The following is a 20,382-nucleotide window of genomic DNA, read 5'->3' on the forward strand; positions in this document are numbered from 1 at the left end:
CTCTTCGTTTTTTCCTCCTCGCCGCGGCGACTCATACAACTATACAGACCCGAATACGGGCCCGCAACCCGAATATGAGTGAAGTAGAACACAAATAAGGCCACATTGTGCCCTTTGGGTGGCTTATCTCAATAAATAGCCTAGTCAGAACGATATATTGATTCCTAAGAAGGCTAAAAAAATTTTAAGCAGGGGTAAAAGACCCCTTCGGGGCCCCTCATGGGCCTCGGAACCCAGACAAAGACAGGGAAAAGCAAGAACCCCCATATACCTTCGCCGCTCCATCCCCGCGCCCGTGCTTCCTCCCCTACGTCAGTTATCCCGGAGAAACAAACGGCGGGTAGGCCAAAGCCCCTGCTCTCTGACGAAGCTCGAACTACTGAGCACTCGGCAACGGGAACAGGGGCTTTCGACGTCTAGTACTGCGGAGGAGCCTCATTGGCCATGTTATTGAAGCGTGAGTACTTACCGCTAAAAGCCAGGGGAATTGTACGGGTCGGGCCACCGCGGTGCTTCGCGATAATCATGTCGGCCTCACCCACGCGATCGCTATCGGGGTTATACATATCCTCGCGGTGCAGCAGAATCACCATATCCGCATCCTGCTCGATAGAACCCGACTCACGCAGATCCGAAACCATCGGACGCTTATCAGTACGCTGCTCCGAACCACGGTTCAACTGCGAAAGTGCAATCACCGGAACATCCAGCTCCTTAGCCAGAAGCTTCAGGCTACGGGAAAACTCCGAGACTTCCTGCTGACGGGACTCCACCTTCTTGCCCGAGCTCATCAGCTGCAGGTAATCCAGCACCACAAGCTTCAAATCGTTACGCTGCTTGAGACGACGGCACTTCGCACGGATCTCCATCAGAGTCATATTCGGCGAATCATCAATAAAGAGAGGGGCAGAATCAATACGGCCCTGCAGAGTCGCCAGGTTCGTCCAGCCCTCGGTGTCCAGATCGCCCTTCTTCAGACGACCCATTGAAATCTTGCCCTCTGCGGAGAGAATACGCATGGCCAGCTCGGTACGGCTCATCTCCAGAGAGAAGAAAACCGTTGCCATGTGGTGGTGAATAGCCGCCGAACGCGCAATATCCAAGGCCAGGGTCGACTTGCCCACACCCGGACGAGCCGCAATCACAATCATCTGGCCACCGTGCAGGCCGCCGGTCAGCTCATCAAGCTCGATGAAGTCAGTCGGCACGCCGTACACGCCATCGGGGCGGTTCGAGTTTGCGTCAATCTCGCGCATCGTCGCTTCCAAGGCCTCAGAGAAGGACACGTAATCTTCCTTCGCGTTGCCATCGGTCACCGCGTAAATCTCCGCCTGCGCCTGATCCACGAGTGCGTCTACCTCGGTCTCGTTGGCGTAACCCAGCTGCGCAATCTTAGTACCCGCCTCAATCAGGCGGCGCATAATCGCGTGCTCCTTCACGATTTCGGCATAGTACTGAGCATTCGCAGCGGTGGGCACCGAAGCAATCAGAGTGTGCAGATACGCTGCGCCACCCACACGAGTCAGCTCGCCGCGCTTCTTCAGCTCGTCGGCAACCGTAATCGCGTCCGCGGGGCTACCGTGGCCGTACAGCGACAGAATCGCCTCATAAATCGTCTCGTGCGCCGGCTTATAGAAATCAGACGCACGCAGGCTCTCAACCACATCCGCAATAGCGTCCTTCGACAGCAGCATGCCACCAAGCACCGACTGCTCAGCCACATCATCATGAGGCATAGTGCGGGAACCATAATCAATGGCAGTTTCAGACATGCTTATCCTCGCGTTTCAATCCGATATCTACGACGTTCCAGAAACAACTTCTGCAGAACTCCTATGCTAGTTTCTCACGAAGGCACACGCGAAACACATACACGCCTAACGGGGAGCTCGGAGATAATCCTCAATCTTCTCAACGGCGAGCGCCGCGCCATCCATAGTGCGCATTGCCTCACCCAGCTGCCGCGCCCTAGCACGCAAATCCTCATCGCTGAGCAGACGGTCCAGAATATCGCGCACATTGCCGCGGCGCACATTATTCTTCGTAAAGCGCAGGGCGTTACCGTAGCGCACGCACTCCTCAATATTCCAGCTCTGCTCCGCCTGCATCGCAATACCGGCAAACGGCACACCCGCCAGGCACGCCGTCTGTACTGTCCCCTCACCGCCGTGGGTTATCGAGGCATCAATATGGCCGGCGAGCAGATGCGCCGGAACAGTCCCGGCGAAATGGATATTGCTGCCCAGCATACTGGTATCCGAGAGCTGCACCCCGCCGCCGACCAGCACATCCACCGGAGCGGCTGACAGCTGCTGCAGCACCTGCGCCAAAATATCTGCAGAGCCAGATGAGCCCATTCCAACGTAAATCAGGGGTCGTTCTCTGGGCTCGCGAACAATCTGCGGCAACTCACCAGGTGCACGGTAATAAATAGGACCCACACTAACATCGGGTTCTACCAAAGAATCGCCGCGCAGCTGCGTAAACAGAGAACAGATAAGATTCACGTCGGCGCTGAGCATATCCACGGTACGGCGAGGAAGCCTCAGCCCATGCTCGCGTGCCACACGCATAAAAGAAGCCGGCTTATACGAAAACACTCGCGCCACCGCTCGCAACCACCCCGGTGCCGCAAGCTCGCCGCCTACAGGCTTCTTCGAAAAATACGTCGACGAATAAGCGTACGGGCGCGCATAGAAAATAGGGATACCCGCAATACGCGCAGACAGTAGCATCGTCAGGTTAGAACCAATCACCACCGCATCCGCATTAAAGTCACGAATAGCCGCGAGCTCAGCGGTGACCCGCCGACGCACCATATCGGTCGTGAAAGGATGCCGCACGTCCCTGCCCTGATCCAGCGCCATAATCTGCTCCGCCTCAGCATCGCTCATGATCGGCTCGCGAAGATGCACAGGAAGCCCCGCGTTTTCCAGTAGCCCCAAATACTTAGGGGAATACACATGGAACAAGACCGTATGACCTCGCTCCCGAGCCACACGCGCTATCTCAATGCAGCGAGTGGTTTCACCCATATTGAAGCTTTCGGGAGAGAAAAGAATACGGCTCATAACAAACTCCGGCAGGCGCACACGTGACTGAGCCGAATCTGCGGCTCATAACCTCACCAGTGTAAAACGGAGCCCCAGTATTCCTCGTTATACGGGGGAATACTGGGGCTCCGTTTCGCTGTATAAGCTTTGCGGTGTGATTCTATCTTACTTCTTACGCAGAATCAGACCGATAGCGCCAATATGGTCAGCGTGACGGCGGAACACACCACGCATACCCAGCACACGCTCACGAATCTGCGGCTTACGCGCCAGATTGAACGCAATCTTCGCAACGCCAGCGGCACCCTCATCAGCCAGCAGACGCTTCGGCTCCAGCAGCGCCATATCGGTCTGGTACACATCCAGCACCTCAAAGCCAGCCTCTTCCGCCAGAGCAGTCCACTCGGCGACAGTCAGCGGGCGGGCGTTCACACGGATAGTGCGCGCCAAATCCTTCTGAATCTCTTCCTTCAGCTCGGGGCGCAGATAATCGGGAACCAGCGACATCTCGTGAATAGCGTAGTAGCCGCCCGGACGCAGCAGACGAGCCGCCTCACGCATAATCTCCAGCTTGTGCTTATCGGTCTGCATGGTCAGCATCGCCTCGCCCACCACAGCGTCGTAGCTTTCCGAGGGCAGACCGGTCTCCTGAGCGCTAGCGTTCACCACACGGTAGTTCGGCTTAGTCGATGCGCCAATACGCTCGGTCACGATTTCAGCAGCCTTCGGATCAAGATCCACACCGGTGTAGCTCTTGGGGGAACGCTTCACAATCTCCAGGGCGGTAATACCCAGGCCCGGCGCAAACTCCACGACGTCAATGTCGCCGCCCAGAGCACGAGCCAGCAGCCAGTTGGTGGTCTCGCGGCCGCCGGGGCGCAGAACCTTCTTGCCCAGCTGAGCCAGAAGCCAGTGACCTGCCGCCTTGTCGGCGGGGCGGTCGGTACCGGGAACGGAAGGGGTCTTAGACACGGAAGATAACTCCTCAATACTTGTATTTAATATGCAAAATTTATCTTCCCTAATTCTAGACCCGCCACCCCAAGAAAGGAAATGTGACGTTATATAGAAGTGTGGTTGCCCTTTGTTACAGCATGCCGCAACACCGCTACAGCCACCATTGCGGCACGCCTTAGAGATTAAACAGAGACTGGAGCTGGATCTCTCGATCCAACCCCAGTCTCATCACACACACATACATACGAAAATCAGAGCCACTTCCGCAAGGAAAGTCCAACTTTCTGATGGTCCTCTCGAACCATCTATATAAAGTATTACGCGTAAACCTTTATTCCCTGTAGGTTAAAGCTGTAAGAAAGCTGGGAATAGCTGAGAGACTCAAATGCTCCGTCGGCGCCAAAAGATCAAACGTACACAGGAGCGGGTCCCACAGGGGAAATCGAAATAAACGTCGCCTCCAAAGCGCCTTCCAGGGCGAGCCTTTGGGGGGGCAGGAGGCCCGTCGGCGCTTAACGCCCTCCCCCGTATAAAACGATCGCGTTAAAAGAAGAAAGGCAAGGCGCTGTTGCCTTGCCATCCTTCTTTCGCTAGCGGGCGACCCCGCTACACGAAACACACATTCACATCGCAGTCCTCTCGAACCAACATTTATAGTAAACACCCCCAACCTTATGGGAGGATTGAATTTCGCTGGAAACAAGCTGGGAGAAAACCAACAGAACCCTGAGAGCTTTGATATTGTGCAGTTTCAGTGCGGTGTTAGAGCTTCACACCGGGCTAATAAGCCGCCATATACAGCCCCAGCAGCACCAGCGGATTAGCCACTACAGAAATAACCGCCAAGCAAATATTAGCCACGCGGTACTGACGGAACTTCACCAGACCCACCAGCGCGCACACCAGCGCAACACTGGACGCAAGGCCGCCAACCACCAGCAAAAGAAGCAGAAGAGCAGTAGCGACATTAGCGTCCGCAAAGGGGATAACCGCTAGAACGCACAGCAGCAAATTGACGCACTCCAACACCACACCCGTGGACAGAAGCTGCGCACTAGAAGACAAACGTGAAAAAGATCGAGCCATGTCTACCAGTCTACGGGGTCAATTGGCGTACCTCGCAGTCGCAACCGCTCTAACCACCAATCCTTCTGTAGCACACCACATATTCTCAGCCTCCAAAAATAATGTTTCACGTGAAACATGTACAGGAGCGAATACAACAAACGGGGTGCCCCTCACAAAGAGGGACACCCCGTCCGACACTCAACGCCGTAGCATCAAAGCACCAGCGTCAAATATCTAAAAATCTACTTACGCAGCAGCAACGACGTCCAGGACAACGTTAGCAACAGCGTCAGCGTGCAGGCGGACAGTCACCTTGTACTCACCGGTGCGCTTGATAGCGGAACCCAGGTGGATGGTGCGCTTGTCAACGGAACCAATGCCAGCAGCCTCAATAGCCTCAGCAATAGCCTCAGCCTTGACGGTACCGAACAGGCGGCCGTCAGCGCCAGCCTTGTGTGCAACGACAACCGGCTTAGCAGCCAGGGACGCAGCAATTGCCTGAGCCTCTTCCAGAGAAGCCTTAGCACGAGCCGCACGAGCGGCGCGGATGGACTCAACCTGCTTCTCGCCACCCTGGGTCCAGGTCACGGCGAAGCCGCGGGGCAGCAGGTAGTTACGTGCGTAACCGTCCTTAACGGTGACAACATCGCCAGCTGCACCGAGGCCGGAAACTTCCTGAGTCAGAATGATCTTAGCCATGTTACTGTCTCTCCTTCTCTTTAGCGGCCAGCGCCGGAGTAGGGCAGCAGTGCAACTTCGCGGGCGTTCTTAATAGCCTGAGCGATCTTGCGCTGCTCCTGAACGGTCACGCCAGTCACGCGGCGAGCGCGGATCTTGCCGCGGTCGGAGATGAACTTGCGCAGAAGTGCGACGTCCTTGTAGTCGATAACGGTGACGTCAGCAGCCTTGAGGGGGTTCTGCTTCGGTTTGGGCTTACGGATTTCAGCCTTAGCCATCGTGGTGCTCCTTAGAGTTGGGAGCCCGCGGCGGATAACCGCGGGATGGATTGATAAATTACTATTCGGAAAACGAAACCGGCTTAGAACGGAGGTTCATCGTCGGCGCCGCTACCCCAATCATAGTTACCGCCGGACTGGGAACTCCACGGATCAGCAGCGGGAGCTGCCGGGGCTGCAGGAGCAGCCGGAGCGGAGTAACCGGTCTGACCGGAGTAACCATTACCCTGGGGAGCCGCGAAATTATTCTGCTGCGGAGCGGAGTAACCGCCCTGAGCAGGGGTGTTGTACCCGGCGCCGCCGCCAAAGCCACCCTGCGCACCTCCGCCGAAGTTACCTCCGGCAGAACGCTGTGCGCGAGTCACCTGTGCGGTAGCAAAACGCAGAGTCGGGCCGATTTCCTCGACCTCAAGCTCAAACGAGGTACGACGCTCGCCTTCCTTGGTCTCGTACGAGCGGGACTTCAGACGGCCCTGTGCGATAACCTGGGTACCCTTCTTCAGGGTCTCCGCAACGTTCTCAGCGTAACCACGCCACACCGACGCACGCAGGAACAGGGTCTCCCCGTCCTCCCACTGGTTGGTCTGACGGTTGAACGAACGCGGAGTCGACGCAATCGTGAAGTTAGCAACCGCAGCACCCGCGGGGGTGTAACGGAGCTCCGGATCGCTCGTCAGATTACCGATAACGGTAATAACGGTATCGCCTGCCATAAGATGCCTCCTCGATAAGAGTTACAAGTGTGTTGATTCCAGTACAGCGCAACCCCCTGACATTTTTAGAGGGTCGGCCACTGGAGGGCGCAACTACTTGCTGGAGATCTTCTGATCCTCCGGGCGGATGATCTTGGTACGCATGACGGACTCGTTCAGGTTCAGAACACGATCGAGCTCAGCTGCGGTCTCGGGGGTAGCGGTAAAGTTCACCACTGCGTAGATACCCTCGGACTTCTTCTGGATCTCGTATGCCAGACGGCGACGGCCCCAGATATCGACGTTGTCGATAGAACCGCCCTCGCTGGTGACGATCTCGAGGAACTTGGACAGCGACGGCTCAACCGCACGGTCCTCAACCTCGGGGCTGAGGATAACCATCAGTTCGTATGCACGCATGATTAAACCCCTCCTTTGGGCTAAACGGCTATGGGATTTCCATAGCAGGAGATTCATTGTGCCTATACGTGAAGCACACCGGGTGGGGAACACGCATAGATTTCTTAACAATACACCACGCTGGGCGGATGCAACAGTACCGCACCGCGTGAGCTCAACCATGCGATGCGGTACCGAAACCTCAGAAGCTACGCCTCCCGGCGCTGCTCCCACCACTGCAGGAGGCGCGCCTTCGCTTCTTCCTCGGGAAGCGAGCCCTCGTCCAGGCGCAGGTTCAGCAGGAATTTGTATGCCTCGCCCACCACCGGACCCGGCGCAATCCCCAGAATCTGCATAATCTGGCCGCCGTCCAGATCGGGACGGATCGAATCCAGCTCTTCCTGAGCCGCCAGCTCGGCAATACGCCGCTCCAAATCGTCGTACGCCGCAGCCAGCGAGCGCGACAGGCGACGATTACGGGTCGTCACATCGGAGCGGGAAACCCTGTGCAGGCGCTCCAGCTGATCCCCCGCATCGCGCACGTAGCGGCGCACCGCCGAATCGGTCCAGCCCGACTCGCGGTAGCCGTAGAAACGCATGTGCAGCTCCACCAGGCGGGCCACAGCCTTAATCGTGTCGTTATCAAAACGCAGGGCGCGCATACGCTTCTTCACCATCTTCGCGCCCACCACCTCGTGGTGCAGGAACGAGACGGAGCCGTCCTTCTCAAACTTGCGGGTCTTCGGTTTGCCGATATCGTGCATCAACGCCGCAAAACGCAGAATAAAGTCCGGGGCAGGGCACGGGCCGTCCTCGTCCGTCTCCTTCTCCATCGCCTGCTCCAGCACCTTCAGCGAATGTTCGTACACATCCTTATGGTGATGCGCCGGATCCATCTCCATGCGCAGCGCGGGAAGCTCCGGCAACACATAATCCGCCAGGCCGGTATCCACCAGCAGGTTCAAACCCACCCGCGGGTAATCCGCATCAATCAGCTTCACCAGCTCATCGCGCACACGCTCCGCAGAAATGATCTCAATGCGGCCGGCCATCTCGCGCATCGCCTCGAAAACCTCCGGGGCCACGCGCAGATTAAAACGAGCCGCGAAACGAGCCGCACGCATCATGCGCAACGGATCCTCGGAAAAAGACTCCTGCGGCGAGCGCGGGGTACGCAGAACGCCCTCACGCAAATCCTCCACGCCGCCGAAAAGATCAACCACCTCGCCGCTCGGCAAAGCCGCGGCCATCGCGTTAATCGTGAAATCGCGACGCACCAGGTCGGCGCTCAAATCGGTACCGAACTGCACCGTCGGCTTCCGCGAATCGGACACGTACACCTCGGCACGGTAAGTCGTCACCTCGTACACCACGCCATTCTTACGGGCGCTAATCGTGCCGTACTCCTTGCCGATATCCCACGTGTGCTCACCCCACGCACGCAAAATCTGCTCGCTCTGCTCCGGGGTGGCGTCCGTCGTCAAATCAAAATCGGTGAAATGGCCGCCGTCATCCAGCAGGTTGTCGCGGACAATACCGCCCACCAGGTACAGCTCAAACCCCGCCGCACGGTACAGCTCTCCCAGCTCGGCGGCATCCGGGTACTTCGACTCAACATCAATAATCAGCGACATAATCCTTTAATCGTGCCAGATAAAACGCCTCCACGACCACCCCGCGCCGCACGGGATGCCCACATCACCCCGCCCCGAAGCGCCAAAACCCTCTTCCATCAGTTAAGGTAGAACCATGAGCATTCCCGTACCCCGCGCACCCAAAACGCGCTTCGCCGCGCCCGCGCGCCCGGTACCGGCCCCCGAAGAAGTATCCGCCGGAGGGCTCATCATCGACTTCGACCGGCCCGAAGAACTCCCCGCGGCCATCATCGCCCGAATCAACCGCACCGGTCAGCGCGAATGGTGCCTGCCCAAGGGACACATCGAACGCGGCGAAACCCGAGTTGAAGCAGCCGGACGCGAAATCGCCGAAGAAACCGGAATCACCGGCTACCCCGTAGCCTCCCTCGGCACCATCGCCTACTGGTTCACCTCCAACGGGCTGCGCATCCACAAGACCGTGCACCACTACCTCTTCGCGGCAACCGGCGGCGAGCTCAGCATCGACAACGACCCCGATCACGAAGCCATCGACGTCGCGTGGGTCCCCCTCGCTGAGCTGCCCACCCGCCTCTCGTTCGCCAACGAGCAGCACATCGCCCGCAGCGCCAGCGAATACATCACCACCCACCTCTAACGTCCCGGCAAGCCTTCGGGGCGACATCCCGAAGGTAGCCGGACAGAGGCCCGAAGACATCCGACCGACCATCACCGCCAACACAGGAGAGACACGTGGCACGAACCGACGCCCGCTCAAGCGCAATCATGGCCGCAGGTACGCTCGTCTCGCGCATCCTCGGATTCGTCAAGACCATCCTGCTCACCGTCGCTATCGGTTCGCTCTCTACCGTCGGTGACGTCTTCGAAACCGCGAACACCCTCCCCAACCTCATCTACGTGCTCGTTGCCGGCGGCGTGTTCAACGCGGTTCTCGTGCCCCAAATCATCAAGGCAGCCAAGGCCCAGGACGGCGGCGCGCGTTACATCTCCAAGCTCGTCACGCTCACCGTCACCGCCATCGGCCTGGTCACGCTCATCACCGTCGCCTGCGCCTGGCCCATCATCAGCGTCATGGGCTCGGGATGGACCCCCGAACAGCGACAGCTCGGCTTCATCTTCTCACTCTGGTGTCTACCCCAGATCTTCTTCTACGGCCTCTACACCGTCATTGGGCAGGTGCTCAACGCGAAGGACGCCTTCGGCGCGTACATGTGGTCGCCCGTGCTGAACAACGTCATCACCATCCTGTCGCTGTTCCTCTTCATCTTCCTCTTCGGAGCGCAGACCCCCAACCCCCACCCAATCCACACCGTAGAATCCTGGACCAACGCACAAACCCTCGTGCTCGCCGGTTCCTCGACCCTCGGCGTGGTTATGCAGGCGCTCGTACTCTTCATCCCCCTGCGCCGACTCGGCCTGCGACTCAAGCCCGATTTCGCGTGGCGCGGCATCGGCCTGCGCGCAGCCTCCAAGCTCGCCGCGTGGACCCTCGCCTCCGGTATCATCTCCAACCTGGCCTTCCTCTACATGACCAAGGTTGCTGCAGGCATCGTCGGTCAGCGCGAGCACTACGCCGCCATGGGCATCCAGATTCCGGGTCTGCAGGCCCTCAACTACGCCTCCATGCTGTACATGCTGCCGCACGGCGTTATCGGCATCTCCATCGCCACCGTGCTCTTCAACCGTATGAGCGCCTCAGCCATCGCCGACGATAACGACAGCGTCATCTACGCGCTCTCTCACGGCCTGCGTAACGCGGCCGTTGCCACCGTCTTCTGCATGGTCGGACTCATCGTGCTGGCCGGCCCCATCGCCGTGCTATTCAGCGGTGGCGACCCCATTGCGGCCACCATCATCGCCCGCCTCATCGTCATCACCGCGCTCGGCACCCCCACGCTCACCATCAACTACCTCTACAGCCGAGTGCTCTACGCTCGCGAAGACGCGCGCACGCCTTTCCGCATCCAGGTGTACTCCGCCATCATCATGGTCGTCATGAGCTTCGCAGCCTCCATGCTCGACGCCCAGTACACCGTGTACATGCTCGCTTGGATTTACCCCATCCACAACATTCTGCTCATGTTCATCAGCCACTACATGGTGCGCCGCCGTCTCGGCTACTACGGCCAGCGCGGCATCGTCAGCGTCTATGCGCGCACGATTCTCGCATCGCTCTTCGCCGGCGCCATTGCCGCCATCGCCCTGTGGCTGCTCGGCGGATACCAGCTTGACGGCTTCGCGTGGTCCTCCAAAATCACCGCGATTATCACCCTGGTAATCTGCGGCTCAGTCATGGGCCTTGCCTACCTGGCGGGAGTGCAGATCTTCCGCGTCAAGGAAGCTAACGCACTTTTGGCACCCATCACGTCCAAGCTCGAACGCCTGGCCCGCCGCTAGGCCCGCAGGCGCCCAGCACGCCACGAACTATCACTCAGCCACGGCCTATTGCAAAGCCGGGTAGAATCTATTAGCAGAGCCCGCCACACGGCAGGCACTTTGAAACCACCTCGGGAGAACACGTTGTCGCAACAGATTCCGGTCGGATCGGTCCTCGGCGGCCGCTACGAAATTACCGCCCACATCATCATTACGGCAGAGTCCGATATGGTGCTCGAAGGCATCGACCAGATCCTTAACCGCAAGGTCTCAATCGTCGTCGCCTCGCCCAACCGCAGCGCCCTGCTGGAGGCCAACTCCCGCGCGCTTGCCACCAACTCCCGAGGCAACATTCAGATTCTCGATCTGGGTATCACCCCCGAGGGAAGCCGCTACCTGGTCACCTCGCACACCCGCCCGGATACCCTTCTCGATACCCTTCTCGTCGAGAACCATGCGCTCTCCAACGCGGAGGATGCGCTGGGCACCGAAATCTTCGGTGACTCCGATGCGGAGCGCTCCCCCAATTCCTACGAGAAGGTCTCCTCCGGCACCGCCAGCCAGGAAACCATCAGCGCCTCCAAGAGCTGGAACTCCGGCGAGAGCAGCACCGTGACCGCCTACTCCGAGCCCACCAGCATCTACGAAGAGGAGGAGGACGAAGACGAAGGCGGTAGCCGCGGTACCTGGGCCGTCGCTCTGGCCGCCGTCCTGCTGCTGGTCATCGTCGCGGGTGGTGTGCTGACCTCTCTGGGCGCTATCGGCTCCAACCAGGCAGCTGCGCCGCACACCCCGAAGGCTTCAGCCAGCGAGACGGCCAGCCCCGAGGCCTCCCCCTCGGCCACCCCGACCGCCAAGGCCTCGAACGCACCCGCGAAGATCGCATCCGTGGCGCGTTTCGCTCCCTCGGAACCCACGTTCATGAGCGACATGGACTCCCTAATTCCGAACCTGACCGACGGTAACGCCAACACCGCCTGGATCAGCTACGGCTTCGGCACCGCCAACTACGCCGGCACCATCAAGGAATTCGGCCTGGCACTGAAGCTGCAGACCCCCACCGTCGTCTCCAAGCTGACCATCCAGCAGAACACCGGCACCGGTGGCTCCTTCACCGTCTACACCAACAGCTCCGCGTCCCTGAGCGGCGCGGTTGAGGTTGGTAAGGGCACCTTCGAGGGCAAGGATGCGGTCGTGAACCTGGATACCTCCAAGCAGAGCGCTGAGAAGGGCGCCTACGTGATCATCGTGGTCAACGAGCTGCCCCGCCTCTCCCTGCCGATTGGACCGTGGAATTACGGCCTGCGCATCAACGAAATCAAGGTGGACTAATCAACACATAACGCGACGCCGACAGGGCGCTCGCACCCCAGACACAAGGGCGGGGCTTCTGAACTCAACGGTTCGGAAGCCCCGCCCTTTTTGGTGTCTATTTATGACTCTTTATGGCAGGGTAGCTACTCAAAGATTCACAGTGCGCGGAGTATCTGGATAAGGGTCCCCCAAAATGGAATAATCGAGGATAAAGCCCTGTTATAGGGGCAGAACGAAAGACCTACAACGGAAAGACATATCCGATGACTGAGAATCTGGGAGGCCTCTTCGGAGGCGCCGCCCTGGGCAACCTGAACCTCACCTCCGCACCCGCCATCGAAGCGGCACCGACTGCCGAGGTTGAGGCCGACGCAACCGTCCACAACGTCATTATTGTGGGCTCCGGCCCCGCCGGCTACACCGCGGCAATCTACGCGGCACGCGCCGAACTGAAGCCCGTACTCTTCGCCAGCTCCCTGGCACCCGGCGGCTCCCTCATGAACACCACCGAGGTGGAGAACTTCCCCGGATTCATTCAGGGCATCCAGGGCCCCGAGCTGATGGAGAACATCGGTCAGCAGGCTGAGCGTTTCGGTGCAGACATCCGCTACCAGGACGTAGAAAAGGTCGAACTCACCGGCGACGTGAAGAAGGTCTACACCGCAGACGGCGCCGTTCACCTGGCGAAGACCGTCATCATGACCACCGGTTCTCAGGTCCGTAAGCTCAACATCGAGGGCGAAGACCGACTCTCCGGTTACGGCGTCTCCTGGTGCGCAACCTGCGATGGCTTCTTCTTCAAGGACAAGGAAATCGCAGTGGTCGGCGGCGGCGACTCCGCACTGGAGGAGGCACTGTTCCTGACGACCTTCGCGTCCAAGGTGTACCTGGTGCACCGCCGCGATTCTTTCCGTGCTTCGGAAATCATGCAGACCCGTGTTTTCAACAACCCGAAGATTGAGGTTGTCTGGGACTCGGCTGTTACCGCCGTTCACGGCGAGAGCAACCTCGAATCGATCACCCTGACCAACACCAAGGACGGTTCTGAGCGTCAGCTGACTGTTCAGGGCCTGTTTATCGCTATTGGCTCCGATCCTCGCGTGGAACTGGTACGTGACCAGCTGGAGATTACCGAGAACCACACCATCGCGGTTCAGGGTCGTTCCTCGAAGACTTCCGTTCCCGGCGTTTTCGCTGCCGGTGACGTGATTGACCCGACCTACCGCCAGGCAATTATTGCTGCCGGTTCCGGTGCTGTTGCCGCTCTGGACGCGCAGCACTACCTCGAAAACCTCTAAACTATTCGTATTACTCACTGGGGAATCCGCCCCGTGTCAGAAAGGAGCACTCCGTGAGCAGTGCACAGCAGGCAACTGATGCCACTTTTGACGAACTGGTTCTGAAGAATGACAAGCCCGTTATCGTGGACTTCTGGGCTGAATGGTGCGGCCCCTGCCGCATGGTTGGTCCCGTGATTGACGAGATCGCTGGCGAGTACGCCGGTCAGGTCGACGTGGTCAAGGTGGATGTTGAGGCAAGTGGTGATACCGCCATGAAGTACGGCATTACCTCCATCCCGGCTATCTACCTTTTCAAGGGTGGTGAGGTCGTCAAGAAGACCGTAGGCGCCAAGACTAAGTCCGCTCTGCTGGCTGAGTTCTCCGAACACCTGGGCTAACCTCAAGAGGCTACAGAAATCCCCCGGTGATGTTTCACGTGAAACATCACCGAGGGTTTTCTGTATATACAACTGATTTCAGTTGCTAAATACTATTTTATGTGAAAATTTAGCCCGAGAAATCAGAATCCAGAACACGGATGATGCGGTTCAAATCTTCCACATTGGCGAACTCAATCGTCATCTTACCCTTGCGAGCACCCAGCGAAATCTTCACCGAAGTATCGAGCTTGTCAGCAAAAGCCTCCGCAATGTAATCCAGGCGCTCGCGATGCTTCTGCGGCCGGGGAGCCTTACGCGCTTTGGGCTCCTCCGCACCGGAGGTGGCAGCCACGAGCTCCTCGGTGGCGCGCACCGACAGCCCCTCATTCACGACCTTCTGAGCGACGGTCTCAATCTGTCCCTGGTCACTCAGTGCCAGGAGGGCGCGGGCATGGCCAGCAGAGAGAATCCCGGCGGCAACGCGACGCTGCACGAGGGCGGGCAACTTCAGCAGGCGAATCGTGTTCGAAATCTGGGGGCGGGAACGACCGATGCGCTTGGCGAGCTGCTCCTGGGTGGTGTCGAATTCCTCCATCAACTGCTGGTAGGCCGCAGCCTCTTCAATGGGGTTCAGCTGACTGCGGTGCAGGTTTTCCAGTAGGGCGTCACGCAGCAGGTCTTCATCATCGGTCTCACGAATAATCGCGGGAATCGTCGAGAGGCCGGCAGCCTGGGTTGCGCGCCAACGGCGCTCGCCCATGACCAGCTCGTACTTCTCTGCCCCGCGCTCGCGGGAGGGACGCACCACGATGGGCTGCAAGACACCAATCTCACGCACCGAATGGATGAGCTCCTCCATGTCCTGCTCATCGAAATCGGTTCGCGGCTGTTTGCGGTTAGGGTGAATATCGCGCACGTTGAGCTCTGCAAACTGCGCACCGGGCACCGGCACCAGATCGGACTGCTCCTGCTCGCTTGCACCGGGAACGGGGACATCCTCGCCGAAGAAGAAATCCACCGGGCGGCGGGTCAGGGTCGTATTGCGCAGGGCCGCACCCATATCGACGCGAGACTTCTTCTTCGATGTTTCACGTGAAACATCATGCGTCGAATCGGCATGGTTAGACTCAGACTGAAGGGGTTCGGAGGGAGGTTCGGGAGCCTCGTGTTTGGGTGCTCGGTGGGGCTTCTCAGGCTTCGCCTCGTGGGCCATCTCAAACAGGCCATCGCTCATAGGTTCGTCTGCGAGAGCGGGAGCGGGTGCCTTCGAGTGCTGACTAACCTCGGGTACTACCTCTCGTTCGGTCACCTTCTTCTCGGCGCTTCCAGAATTCTTCGTACTCTGGGGAATCAGGGCCCCCAGACCACGACCCAAACCACGTCGCTTCTCAGCCATCGTCACTCCTTTGGACTCCCGGATGAGTCCGTTCATATTGCTTCTTTATCTAGTGTAGACGAATCGTGTGACATTCAGGGAGTGGTTTAAGGGGCATCCAAAAATTTCAAAATATATCAAATATAAAACTTATATAGGGTGTTTTTTAAAAATTTCAGCTTATTGCCAGCAAAAGCATCCCCTCCACACGCCTCAAAAGAGATGCGGAGGGGATGTCTAAAATATGGGCGGCAATAATAAACCGCGTATTCAAAAATTAAATCAAGCCGAACGCCCCGAAAGCTCCTTAGCGGCTTCTCGGTAAGCGCGGGCGCCGGTCGAGGAAGAATCGTACGTGATGACGGTCTGCTGGTAGCTAGGTGCCTCGGAGATACGCACAGAGCGAGGGATCTTCACCCCCAGGGTTTCCTGCGGGAAGTGCTCACGCACCTCCTCTGCCACCTGGAAGGCCAGGTTGGTGCGAGCATCATACATGGTGAGCAGAATCGTGCTAATGCGAAGCTTCGAATTCAGATGCTTCTGGATCATCTGAATATTCTTGAGCAGCTGACTCAGACCCTCGAGGGCGTAGTACTCGCACTGAATCGGAATTAGAATCTCCTCGGCGGCCACGAAGGCGTTCACGGTAAGGAGACCGAGGCTCGGCGGGCAGTCGATAAATACGTAGTCGAGGCGAGGCATCCCCTGCTTCTCGCGCCACTCCGTATAGTCCACCAGGGCGTTCTTGAGGCGGGTCTCTCGCGCCACGAGAGAGACCAGCTCAATTTCAGCACCCGCAAGGTCGATGTTGGCCGGTGCACAGAACAGACCGGGCATATCGGGACATTCCTGCACAATCTCGGCGAGAGGCTTATCTTCGATGAGCACGTTATAGACGCTGGGCACATCCACGCCATGCTCAATGCCTAGAGCGGTCGACGCATTACCCTGCGGGTCGTTATCGATGACAAGAACGTTTAGGCCGGCTTCCGCGAGCGCGGCGGCAAGGTTGACGGCGGTGCTGGTTTTCCCCACGCCCCCCTTCTGATTCGACACGGTAAAGACACGCGTATGCACAGGCTTGGGGAGTAGATCTGCGGCCGCTTTCTGGGCGTGGTGAGTCATCGGGTGCCTTCCGTAATCCGAGTCGTAATTCGCGTTGATGTTTCTGGGAGGGGTGCCTCAAATAGGTATGGTCTACACCAGTACCCACCGTAGGAGCAAACAGGAACCCCCACGTGTGCCAGGCGCCAATGTTTCACGTGAAACATTGCAGTCTTGGCTACGCGTGATGTTTCACGTGAAACACCGCGGTACACAAGCACGCTCCTGAGGGCTACACAGGGTGCGGCAGATAGCCTGTCGCCATCCAATCATTGCCGACCTCAGCCTGAAGTTCAACCCCTCCTTCAAGGGTACCCGTCGCGGCGGCAATACTCCACGTGAGGGGTCATTCTGGATACATGCGGCGAATATAGGCGTGCCAGACGCAGAAAGGTGGCGCTGCACCGAGCGAGTGTTTCCACTCCCCTGGCGCAACGCCACCTTTCGATAAGCGTCCGCAATCCTTCACGGGGTATTTACGTTTCTGCAATACCCCAACCCTGCAGTACTAGAGGCGCACGCGAACCACCGTCGTCGGCTCTTCCAGTAGATCACCGCCGGCGGTGAGAATCTCGGTCTCGCGAGCACCGTAGCGATTCAGCTTCTTCTTCGCCTTGGTGATTTCTTCAGCGGCGCTACGACCCTTCAAGGCCAGCAGCTCGCCGGTGCCGCGCAGAATCGGCAGGGTGATATCCAACAGTCCCACCAGGGCGGACACGGCGCGGGCGGTGACGACATCCGCATCCACGGCACCTACGGCCTGCTCGGCACGCGAGCGCATCACGGTCACGTTCTCCAGGCCCAGGTCCTCGATCACCTCGTTGAGCCAAATGACGCGACGCTCCAGAGGCTCAATCAGGGTTAGCTTCAGATCCGGGCGAGCAATCGCCAGGCACAGGCCGGGCAGACCGGCACCCGAGCCAACATCGGCCACAGAGACATTCGGGGCGATATATTCCTGCACCACGGCACAGTTGAGCACGTGGCGGGCCCACAGGCGCGGAACCTCGCGGGGGCCAATCAGCCCGCGCTCAATGCCGGTCGTCGCAAGGTGCTGCACGTAGCGCTCCGCCAGAGGCAGGCGCTCACCGAACACAGCCTCGGCGGCGGCGAGCTCATTCTCGTTCAGAGTTACCTTCGTTTCCTCCACCTTAGACTCCTACCTCGGGGAGAGAAATCACGACGTGGCGACGCGGACCCTCACCCTCCGACTCGCTGTACAGGCCGGCGGCGGCTACCACATCGTGCACCACCTTGCGCTCGTAGGGGCTCAGCGGCTTCATGTGCTCGTCGCGGCCGGTAGCGCGTACCTTCTCGATAGCCTCGGCGGCAATCTTCTCCAGGTACTCGCGACGCTCGGCACGGTAACCTGCGATATCCAGGATCAGGCGCGAACGGGTACCGTTGCCGGCCAGAACGGACAGGCGTACCAGCTCCTGCAGGGCATCCAACACCTCGCCGTGGCGACCCACCAGGTGGCGCAGCTCTTCGTTGTCATCGTCGTCGTTGACGACCGAAAGATAGATGCGGTTATTGCGCACCTCGATGTCAATGTCGCCGTCCAGGTCGGCGATGTCTAGGAGCTCTTCGAGGTAATCGGCTGCAATATCGCCTTCCTCCTCGATATCGTCAATCTCCTCATAGCCTTCGGCGGCCTCATCCACAAACTGCTCGTCGCCGAGCTGCTCCTCATATTCCATAGCTTCAGTCACGATTATCCTCGGGGTATATGCGGGGTTTAGGGGTACAAAGTATCTCATACACGGCGCCGGGCCCGCGCCTTACGCGGCGTGAGCCCGGCCCGAATGGGTGGAAAGCCTGCTACTTTCCGTTTTGCTTATTGCGCTGCTGCTTCTGGCGCTTCTTACTCACCGGCTGCTGGCGCTGACCGGCTGCGGCACGCTCACGCGCCTCCTGCAGGTCCTTCTCGTGCTGCTCGCGGGTCTTACCCACCGGGGGCAGGCCCTTCGCCGCACGGCGGGCGTTCAGCTCACGCTCGGCCTGGGAACCGGGGGTCGGGTTGTTGCGGATAACCCACCACTGCTGACCCAGCGACCAGAGGTTCGAGACGGTCCAGTAGTACATCACACCAAGGGGGAAGTTAATACCGGAAACAGCGAAGATGATCGGGAAGATGTACATAATCATCTGCTGCTGACGGAACATCGGGGAGTTCAGAGCAGCCTCCGACATGTTCTTCACGCTCAGCTGCTTCTGGATGTAGAACTGGGTGGCGCTCATCATCACGATCATGATGGCAGCCTGAATCACCGTCGCGGTGGCGTCGCCAGCCCCCGGGTGCATCATGGTCGCGAAGAGCTGAGCACCGAAAATCTGGGAGTCGTTGAACTGATGCACTAGCTCAGCCGGCAGCATGAGCACGCCCTGGTTATTCTGCGCTGCGGTGGGCACGCCCATCAGCACCTGGTACAGACCGAAGAAGATCGGCATCTGAGCCAGAATCGGCAGGCAGGAGGCGAAGGGGTTCGTACCGTGCTTGCGGTACATTTCCATCTGTTCCTGGGCCATGGCCTGGCGGGAGAGCTGATCCTTCTTACCCTTGTACTTCTCCTGCAGCTTCGCCATATCGCCCTGCATTGCGGTCATACCACGCATGGCCTTGATCTGCTTGACGAACAGCGGGATGGTCAGGGTACGCATCACCAGGGTCAGGAAGATGATGCACAGAACCCAGGTCAGGCCGGAGGCGGGGTCCATACCCACCGCAGTGAAGAGCGTATGGAACAGCCATAGGACCACAGAAACGATCCATTTAAACGGCCAAAGAATCATGTCGATAGGATTCACGAGGAATACTCCTTAAGGACTTTACAAAGTCGGTAAGTCGAAGGCGCCGCCTACTCGGGGCGGGCTTGAGAGGTGTGAGATGGCATGTAACGGTCGGGGTGGTTGAGCAGAATAATCTTGGGCTCTGCTCCCGGGGCGAAGACTCGCCGCCCCGCGGGAACCGGGTCAATGCCACCGGTCGCCCAGGGAACGCACCGCAGGATGCGCCGCACCGTCAGAGAAAGCCCGCCCAACACGCCGTGGGTGGTAAACGCCTCCAGGGCGTACGCCGAGCAGGTTGGGTAATAGCGGCACACGTTCCCGTAGAGCGGGGAAACGACCGTGCGGTAGGCCTTCATGCACGCAATCAGCAGGTTCTGCGGCAGAACGTAGAGAGCCTGCAGAAAAGATTCGGGGTGCACAAACTCGTTGGGGGCTAATGCCAGCAGCTCATCGGGGCCGATGAGGGGCTCCGCGGCGCTATACGTGCCGCTGTGATGGGAGTGGAAACATTCCTCACGGCGTGAAGTACGGTGACGGCTCACTGCTGCCCCTCAGTCGTTGAGGGCCGGTTGAGCTTGGCGAGGGTCGTTTCGAGAGCAGACTCGTAGTCCTTACGGAGCTGAGACCAGTCTGCCTGTGCGGAGGCAGGAAGCGCTCGCACAGCGATGGCGTACCCTTCCGGATGCGCGGCGCAGGTGAGCGCGGCAAGCTCACGCAACCGGCGCTTAACCAGGTTGCGGGTCACCGCGTTGCCCACCGCCTTCGACACAATGAAACCTACCCGGGTTGTTTTTCCGGGATTTTTCGCCGTAGATACAACGATGTTCCGGCGTCCACTGCGGATGCCGGAACGGAAGGCGTGGGAGAATTCAGCGCCGGTGCGCATTCGGTGCCGTTGAGGCAGCACATCTCCCCCTTTACATGGTGGGGAGGCTCGGCAGGGCCGGCCTCCGCATTTTCTACGCTTAATGATAGTTCGCCCGCCGATGCGTGTGCATCGGCGGGCGAACTATATGCCGTGA

The 20,382-nt window shown here is 59.0% G+C and carries 21 protein-coding genes; 5 read left to right on the forward strand and 16 right to left on the reverse strand.

The window, feature by feature from the left end:
- Positions 1-416: 416 nt before the first annotated feature.
- From dnaB to AC3E6W_RS00045, 9 genes are all read right to left on the reverse strand, one after another.
- Positions 417-1,772, reverse strand: a complete 1,356-nt coding sequence (gene dnaB, locus AC3E6W_RS00005; RefSeq protein ID WP_049344470.1) for a replicative DNA helicase — start codon at positions 1,770-1,772, stop codon at positions 417-419.
- A gap of 105 nt (positions 1,773-1,877) precedes the next feature.
- A complete protein-coding gene (locus AC3E6W_RS00010) occupies positions 1,878-3,071 on the reverse strand; it encodes a glycosyltransferase (protein ID WP_490652018.1) in 1,194 nt (397 codons plus the stop codon).
- 147 nt (positions 3,072-3,218) lie between these two features.
- A complete protein-coding gene (locus AC3E6W_RS00015) occupies positions 3,219-4,025 on the reverse strand; it encodes a class I SAM-dependent methyltransferase (RefSeq protein WP_070819187.1) in 807 nt (268 codons plus the stop codon).
- A 765-nt stretch (positions 4,026-4,790) separates the two neighbouring features.
- On the reverse strand, positions 4,791-5,096 hold the full coding sequence (locus tag AC3E6W_RS00020; RefSeq protein WP_065423527.1) for a hypothetical protein: 306 nt from the start codon (positions 5,094-5,096) through the stop codon (positions 4,791-4,793).
- Positions 5,097-5,324: 228 nt separating this feature from the next.
- Positions 5,325-5,777 (reverse strand): 50S ribosomal protein L9, encoded by a 453-nt coding sequence (gene rplI, locus AC3E6W_RS00025; protein WP_490652019.1) that lies wholly within the window; start codon positions 5,775-5,777, stop codon positions 5,325-5,327.
- Positions 5,778-5,797: 20 nt separating this feature from the next.
- Entirely contained in the window at positions 5,798-6,034 is a 237-nt protein-coding gene (rpsR, locus tag AC3E6W_RS00030) for a 30S ribosomal protein S18 (RefSeq protein ID WP_004005948.1), read from the reverse strand.
- An 83-nt stretch (positions 6,035-6,117) separates the two neighbouring features.
- A complete protein-coding gene (locus tag AC3E6W_RS00035; RefSeq protein ID WP_490652020.1) occupies positions 6,118-6,747 on the reverse strand; it encodes a single-stranded DNA-binding protein in 630 nt (209 codons plus the stop codon).
- Between the two features lie 93 nt (positions 6,748-6,840).
- Positions 6,841-7,146, reverse strand: a complete 306-nt coding sequence (gene rpsF, locus AC3E6W_RS00040; RefSeq protein ID WP_298592896.1) for a 30S ribosomal protein S6 — start codon at positions 7,144-7,146, stop codon at positions 6,841-6,843.
- Between the two features lie 188 nt (positions 7,147-7,334).
- The gene (locus AC3E6W_RS00045; protein ID WP_485063937.1) at positions 7,335-8,759 is read right to left on the reverse strand and encodes a CCA tRNA nucleotidyltransferase; all 1,425 of its coding nucleotides are present in this window, start codon (positions 8,757-8,759) and stop codon (positions 7,335-7,337) included.
- A gap of 115 nt (positions 8,760-8,874) precedes the next feature.
- Here AC3E6W_RS00045 and AC3E6W_RS00050 point away from each other — a divergent pair, with 115 nt between their 5' ends.
- The 5 genes from AC3E6W_RS00050 to trxA all read left to right on the forward strand — a co-directional run bounded on the left by AC3E6W_RS00050 (position 8,875) and on the right by trxA (position 14,109).
- On the forward strand, positions 8,875-9,378 hold the full coding sequence (locus AC3E6W_RS00050; protein WP_049332212.1) for an NUDIX hydrolase: 504 nt from the start codon (positions 8,875-8,877) through the stop codon (positions 9,376-9,378).
- A gap of 95 nt (positions 9,379-9,473) precedes the next feature.
- Positions 9,474-11,138 carry a murein biosynthesis integral membrane protein MurJ gene (murJ, locus tag AC3E6W_RS00055; protein ID WP_490652021.1) on the forward strand — a complete coding sequence of 555 codons (1,665 nt, stop codon included), beginning with the start codon at positions 9,474-9,476 and terminating at the stop codon, positions 11,136-11,138.
- Between the two features lie 123 nt (positions 11,139-11,261).
- The gene (locus AC3E6W_RS00060; protein ID WP_490652022.1) at positions 11,262-12,449 is read left to right on the forward strand and encodes a serine/threonine protein kinase; all 1,188 of its coding nucleotides are present in this window, start codon (positions 11,262-11,264) and stop codon (positions 12,447-12,449) included.
- 245 nt (positions 12,450-12,694) lie between these two features.
- Entirely contained in the window at positions 12,695-13,729 is a 1,035-nt protein-coding gene (trxB, locus tag AC3E6W_RS00065) for a thioredoxin-disulfide reductase (protein WP_490652023.1), read from the forward strand.
- Between the two features lie 53 nt (positions 13,730-13,782).
- Positions 13,783-14,109, forward strand: coding sequence for a thioredoxin (trxA, locus tag AC3E6W_RS00070; protein ID WP_049332220.1), 327 nt, complete (start codon positions 13,783-13,785; stop codon positions 14,107-14,109).
- 109 nt (positions 14,110-14,218) lie between these two features.
- Here the strand turns inward: trxA and AC3E6W_RS00075 are convergent, their stop codons facing one another.
- The 7 genes from AC3E6W_RS00075 to rnpA all read right to left on the reverse strand — a co-directional run bounded on the left by AC3E6W_RS00075 (position 14,219) and on the right by rnpA (position 20,267).
- Positions 14,219-15,487, reverse strand: coding sequence for a ParB/RepB/Spo0J family partition protein (locus tag AC3E6W_RS00075; RefSeq protein ID WP_490652024.1), 1,269 nt, complete (start codon positions 15,485-15,487; stop codon positions 14,219-14,221).
- 261 nt (positions 15,488-15,748) lie between these two features.
- Positions 15,749-16,591: a ParA family protein gene (locus AC3E6W_RS00080; protein ID WP_070648668.1), complete on the reverse strand. Its 843-nt coding sequence runs from the start codon at positions 16,589-16,591 to the stop codon at positions 15,749-15,751.
- Positions 16,592-17,078: 487 nt separating this feature from the next.
- On the reverse strand, positions 17,079-17,720 hold the full coding sequence (rsmG, locus tag AC3E6W_RS00085; RefSeq protein WP_490652025.1) for a 16S rRNA (guanine(527)-N(7))-methyltransferase RsmG: 642 nt from the start codon (positions 17,718-17,720) through the stop codon (positions 17,079-17,081).
- A gap of 1 nt (position 17,721) precedes the next feature.
- Positions 17,722-18,282 carry a Jag family protein gene (locus AC3E6W_RS00090; RefSeq protein WP_049332228.1) on the reverse strand — a complete coding sequence of 187 codons (561 nt, stop codon included), beginning with the start codon at positions 18,280-18,282 and terminating at the stop codon, positions 17,722-17,724.
- A 109-nt stretch (positions 18,283-18,391) separates the two neighbouring features.
- Positions 18,392-19,378: a membrane protein insertase YidC gene (yidC, locus tag AC3E6W_RS00095; protein ID WP_294647487.1), complete on the reverse strand. Its 987-nt coding sequence runs from the start codon at positions 19,376-19,378 to the stop codon at positions 18,392-18,394.
- Between the two features lie 50 nt (positions 19,379-19,428).
- Positions 19,429-19,902: a membrane protein insertion efficiency factor YidD gene (yidD, locus tag AC3E6W_RS00100; protein ID WP_294616671.1), complete on the reverse strand. Its 474-nt coding sequence runs from the start codon at positions 19,900-19,902 to the stop codon at positions 19,429-19,431.
- Positions 19,899-20,267: a ribonuclease P protein component gene (rnpA, locus tag AC3E6W_RS00105; protein ID WP_049332233.1), complete on the reverse strand. Its 369-nt coding sequence runs from the start codon at positions 20,265-20,267 to the stop codon at positions 19,899-19,901. Before rnpA ends, yidD begins: the two co-directional genes overlap by 4 nt.
- Positions 20,268-20,382: the final 115 nt, after the last annotated feature.

The sequence above is a fragment of the Rothia sp. SCPM-O-B-18226 (M350) genome, assembly GCF_058213595.1.

Bases quoted from the DNA above. Each gene is read 5' to 3' on its own strand.
- dnaB (WP_049344470.1), bottom strand. From the start codon at position 1,772: ATGTCTGAAACTGCCATTGATTATGGTTCCCGCACTATGCCTCATGAT.
- AC3E6W_RS00010 (WP_490652018.1), bottom strand. From the start codon at position 3,071: ATGAGCCGTATTCTTTTCTCTCCCGAAAGCTTCAATATGGGTGAAACC.
- AC3E6W_RS00020 (WP_065423527.1), bottom strand. From the start codon at position 5,096: ATGGCTCGATCTTTTTCACGTTTGTCTTCTAGTGCGCAGCTTCTGTCC.
- rplI (WP_490652019.1), bottom strand. From the start codon at position 5,777: ATGGCTAAGATCATTCTGACTCAGGAAGTTTCCGGCCTCGGTGCAGCT.
- rpsR (WP_004005948.1), bottom strand. From the start codon at position 6,034: ATGGCTAAGGCTGAAATCCGTAAGCCCAAACCGAAGCAGAACCCCCTC.
- AC3E6W_RS00035 (WP_490652020.1), bottom strand. From the start codon at position 6,747: ATGGCAGGCGATACCGTTATTACCGTTATCGGTAATCTGACGAGCGAT.
- rpsF (WP_298592896.1), bottom strand. From the start codon at position 7,146: ATGCGTGCATACGAACTGATGGTTATCCTCAGCCCCGAGGTTGAGGAC.
- AC3E6W_RS00045 (WP_485063937.1), bottom strand. From the start codon at position 8,759: ATGTCGCTGATTATTGATGTTGAGTCGAAGTACCCGGATGCCGCCGAG.
- AC3E6W_RS00050 (WP_049332212.1), top strand. From the start codon at position 8,875: ATGAGCATTCCCGTACCCCGCGCACCCAAAACGCGCTTCGCCGCGCCC.
- trxB (WP_490652023.1), top strand. From the start codon at position 12,695: ATGACTGAGAATCTGGGAGGCCTCTTCGGAGGCGCCGCCCTGGGCAAC.
- AC3E6W_RS00075 (WP_490652024.1), bottom strand. From the start codon at position 15,487: ATGGCTGAGAAGCGACGTGGTTTGGGTCGTGGTCTGGGGGCCCTGATT.
- AC3E6W_RS00080 (WP_070648668.1), bottom strand. From the start codon at position 16,591: ATGACTCACCACGCCCAGAAAGCGGCCGCAGATCTACTCCCCAAGCCT.